At 73.0% G+C, this 4,563-nt stretch carries 3 protein-coding genes; all 3 read right to left on the reverse strand.

The genetic code is table 11. The features are described 5' to 3' along the window. The coding region (locus tag HCN56_RS27340; protein ID WP_167974481.1) for a DUF742 domain-containing protein at positions 1-424 on the reverse strand (424 nt) is incomplete at its 3' end. Between the two features lie 103 nt (positions 425-527). Beyond that, positions 528-941, reverse strand: coding sequence for a roadblock/LC7 domain-containing protein (locus HCN56_RS23915; RefSeq protein ID WP_167974485.1), 414 nt, complete (start codon positions 939-941; stop codon positions 528-530). A gap of 10 nt (positions 942-951) precedes the next feature. After that, positions 952-4,023, reverse strand: a complete 3,072-nt coding sequence (locus tag HCN56_RS23920) for a sensor histidine kinase (protein ID WP_167974483.1) — start codon at positions 4,021-4,023, stop codon at positions 952-954. Between the last annotated feature and the right edge of the window lie 540 nt (positions 4,024-4,563).

The raw sequence follows: 4,563 nt of genomic DNA on the forward strand, positions 1-4,563 counted from the left end.
GCTCACCCTCATGACCAGGCTGATGAATAGCGACAAGCCCGGCCTCCGCCAGATCGGCGACCAGAATCCGAGCCACACCCAACGGCATCGCCAACAACGCCGAAACCTCGGCAACCGACTTCATCTCGTAGCACAGCTGGCAGATCCGCTGGTGTTCGGGCAGCTGGCCATGGAGCCGGGCGGGTTCGACGCTGGTACTGACCAACGCCTCGATGGCCAGCTGGTACCGGGGCCTGGTCCGGCCACCGGTCATCGCGTACGGACGCACCAACGGCTGCCGGGGCTCGGTGCGCGGCGGCGCCCCGTGCCCGTTCCCGGGCCGTGAGCCGCTGGGCGCCGAAGGGAAGTCGAAGTGTCCGGTCCGGCCCTGGTCGGTCCGGTCGGGGTGGTCGCCTCCGGAAGATCCGGTCGGGGGCGTCGTCACGTCTCTCTCCTCCTCCTGATGCCGTCGATGTGGCCGTTACCGCTCTCGCCGTCAAGTGTTATCGCACCTTATGGCGAGGGCGGTCAATCCGCACGGTTGTCTCCTAGTTGAGCAGACTCCCCTGGAGTTCGGCGCGAAGGTCGGGGGTGAGGACGGCGCCGGCGCGGTCGACCAGGAGCGCCATCTCGTACCCGACGAGGCCGATGTCGGCCTCGGGGTGTGCCAGCACCGCCAGGGAGGAACCGTCCGAGACGGACATGATGAAGAGGAAGCCGCGCTCCATCTCCACCACCGTCTGGTTCACCGGGCCGCCCTCGAAGATCCGGGAGGCGCCGGCCGTCAGCGAGGTCAGCCCGGAGGCCACCGCCGCCAACTGGTCGGCACGGTCACGCGGGAAACCCTCGGACATCGCCAGCAGCAGACCGTCGGCCGACACCACCACGGTGTGCGACACCCCGGGGGTGCTCTCCACGAAACTGGTGATCAACCAGTTCAGGTTCTGCGCCGCCTGACTCATCGGGCTCACATTAACGCTCCTGATCGTTTACGGGGCCGAAGCCCTCGTGGTCGTTCTCCGCGCGGTCCCTGCCGGCACCGCGTCCCTGCCTGACGCCGCGGTGGAGGTCGGTGAGGCGGCCCCGGACATCCTCGGGTGCCCGGGAGACCTGCCGACCGCCCGCCGGCGGTTCGGACCGGGCGTGCTCCACCAGATTGGCTTTCGGTACCCGCCTGGGAAGACCCGAGTCAGTGGTGTCCACGGGCTGCGCCTCGCGGCGCGGGCCACGGCCCCACTGCCGGTCGTGCGGCGCCTGGTCCGGGGTTTCCACCGGTCCCTGCATTCCCTGCCACTGCGCCTCGCCGTCGGGAAGACGTCGGGGCTCACGGCGGGGCAACCCGGCGCCGGTGGTGGGGTTTTGACCCTCCGGCACGAGCTCCGCACCGTGGAAGCCTACGCGGTGCGCGGCCCCAGGGGGAGTCGCAGGGTACGCATCCTCCCCCTCCGGCCGCCGGTCGGGGGTGGTGTTCACGTCGATCGCGGGGTTGCCCCGCCAGGGCCGCACGGCCGTATCCCGGCGCATGGCGGGGGTGTGAGGGGGCTGTGTGCCGGGAGTGTCCGTGCCGTATTCCTGGCCGGAATAGGTGCCCTGGGGGGCGCCGGTTGCGGCCGTGCCACCGGGGTGGTGCGGGGCCCCGTGGGGCGCCCCGTGGCCCTGCGGCCACGGCGCGGGGTCGGCGGGCACCGCGCGGGAGGGGCCAGGTTGCGGGACGGCGCCCGGCTGGTCCGGGTACTCGCCGGGGGCGGTGTCGTCTGCGGCTGCCGGGCGGCCTCCGACCGGGTCGACCGCGATGCGGCGTTCACCCCGTCGCAGCGACCGGCCGACGTGGTCGCCCGCCGGGGCGTCGCCGTAGCGCGAGTCGTCGAAACCGAGATCCGCGGCGGTCCGACGCGGGGCGTCGGCGTCCGGAACGGGGCGGTCGGCGACCACGCGGGAGACGGTGAACCGCTCGGGGGTGCCGTCCAGCCGGTCCTCCTGCCCCGCCCCGTGACCGCCCTGGGTGATGCTCTCCGGCAGCATCACCAGGCAGGTGGTGCCGACCTGCTCACCGGACGGGCGGAGCTGGACCCGTATGCCGTGACCGAGGGCGAGGCGGCCGACGACGAACAGCCCCATGCGTCGGGAGACGTCGAGGTCGGCGGCGGGCGGTTCGGCGAGCCGGTGGTTGATCAGGGCGAAGTCCTCGGCGGCCAGCCCCACACCGCGGTCGTGGATCTCCACCATGACGCGGCCGTCGGGCAGCCGGGTCGCGGTGACCCGGACGCGGGTGAGCGGCGAGGAGAACGAGGTGGCGTTCTCCAGCAGCTCGGCCAGCAGGTGGACCAGGTCGGTGACGACCGCACCGTGGATCTCGCCCGGGGGCACGCCCACGATGTCGATGCGGTCGTAGTGCTCCACCTCCGACGCGGCGGCCCGCACCACGTCCACCAGGGGTACGGGGCGGCTCCAGCTGCGGTCCGGCTCCCGGCCGGCCAGGACGAGGAGGTTGTCGCCGTTACGGCGCATCCGGGTGGCGAGATGGTCCAGTCGGAACAGGTGCTCCAGCTGCTCGGGGTCGGCCTCGTTGCCCTCGAGGCCGCCGATCAGTTCGAGTTGCCGTTCCACCAGCCCCTGGTTGCGACCGGCGAGGTTGGTGAAGACCGCGTTCACATTGCCGCGCAGCAACGCCTGTTCGGAGGCGAGTCTGACCGCCTCGCGGTGGACCTGGTCGAAGGCGCGTGAGACCTCGCCGATCTCGTCCCCGCCGGCGACACGGATCGGCGTGACGCGGGTGTCGACACGGCCGGGATCAGCCTGCGAGAGCTGCGCCACCACCTCGGGCAGCCGGTGCTCGGCCACGTCCAGGGCAGCGTCGCGCAACCGGGTCATGCTGCGGCTCATGCCCCGGGCCATGAGTCCGGCGACGACGAAGGCGGCGAGCAGGGCGGCGATGACGAGCGCGGAATTCGTGATCATGTCGGTGCGTGCGTCGGCTGCGACGGCGCGCGCCTCGTGCACGGCGTCCTCCACGAGCTCCCGCTCCACGTCGCGGTAGGCGTCGAAGCGCACGGTGACCGCGTCGAACCAGGCCCCCGGGGTGACTCCGGCCTCGGCGAATCCTGCGCTGTCGGTGCCCGGGTCCGCGAGGACCGCGGCCATCGTGTCGACCGGGTCGTCCTGGCCGTCGCCGTCCGCCGCCATGGCGCGGTCCAGCCGGGTGGCGTCCTCCGGGCGTGCGGCGGAGACGAACTCGTTGCGGGCTATGCGTTCCAGGTGGCGGTAGGAGCTGAGGGTGGTCTGGAGTCGGGCCCGTTCCTCGACGGACTGTTCCCCCAGGAGGATGTGGGTGCCCAGGGCCCGCTGGAGGGAGGCGGCCGCCTGCCCGAGGGAGATGGCGTAGACGGACCGCCCGTAGGAGGCGAGGTCGTCGGAGCCGAGGCCGAGCTCGTTGGCGAAGGACATCACCGGGTGCTGCACGGCGACGTACCCCAGCTCGGTCTCGGCCGCACCGCTCGTCCCGTCGCGCCAGGCAACCGACCGGAGCTCGTCGAGCCCGGCCGCGGTCTCCGCCACCTCGGCCTCGCGCCGGGCGAGGCGGTCGTCGGACGGGGCGCTCGCGAGCCGGGACTCGAACTCCGCGCGGGCCCGGTCCGTGTGGGCGCGCGAGCGTTCGACCACGGGGTCGTCCTGATCGCCTGCCAGGAGCGGCCCGGCGGTGAGGTCCCGTTCGTCCAGCAGGGCGTTGGCGTACGCGGTGGACGCGCGGACCAGTTCGGCCACGTTCTCGGCCCGTTCCGCGTCCCGCCAGGTGTCGTAGTGGGTGTGGACGCGGAGGCCGGCGAGGACGAGCGCGACGACGACCGGGATCAGGAGGATGGCGTGGAGGCGGGGCGCGACGCGCCAGTTGCGCGGGGCGAGCCGTCCGATGCCGACGGGGCTCTCCCGCTCCTCCGCGCCCCGGGCGTCCTCCTCCGGCCGGCGGCCGGGGGGTGCGGCACTCCCCCGGTCCGTGTGCGGCGTCGCCGTGCCGCCCGGGGTTGTCGCGTGGCTCCTGCGCCTCACTCGCCTCACCTCTCGGCCCGGGCCGGGTTCCGGCCGTCGTCGTATGCGGGTTTCAGGGGGATTTCAGCACGGGTGGGCGGGGTCGGCCAATCCCCGTACATCCCTGCCGTTTCACACCTTTCACTTCCCGGAAACGCTCCATAGCGCACGATCGCCGGAGGAAACGGATTGATCACCCGGCGGTGTGCAGGCACGCGAGCACCGTCGGTGGTGAATCGCAGCCGTAATCGCGCCGAACCGTTATGCGCGCGGCGGGCACACCGTGGGGAAGGACACACGCGGGCCGAGCCGGCCGGGCGATTCGTGTGGCGAAGGCAACACCGCGCGGGGCGCGGGGCGCACGCGCACGGGGCGCGAGCGCAGGACGGCGCCGACGGACGGGCGGGGGCGCGTGGCCGCCGGCGCCGGAAAGGCACCGGTACGGCGGTTACTGGGGTGAGGCACCGGACGGCGCGGTGGCACGGGGCGGAGTCACGTGGCCGCGCCGGGTGCGCACGGGGCGGGGAACAACGACGTCGGCCGCCGTCCCCTGGGGACGGC

It is taken from the genome of Streptomyces lonarensis (assembly GCF_012033735.1).
GTDB classification, from domain to species: Bacteria; Actinomycetota; Actinomycetes; order Streptomycetales; family Streptomycetaceae; genus Streptomyces; species Streptomyces lonarensis.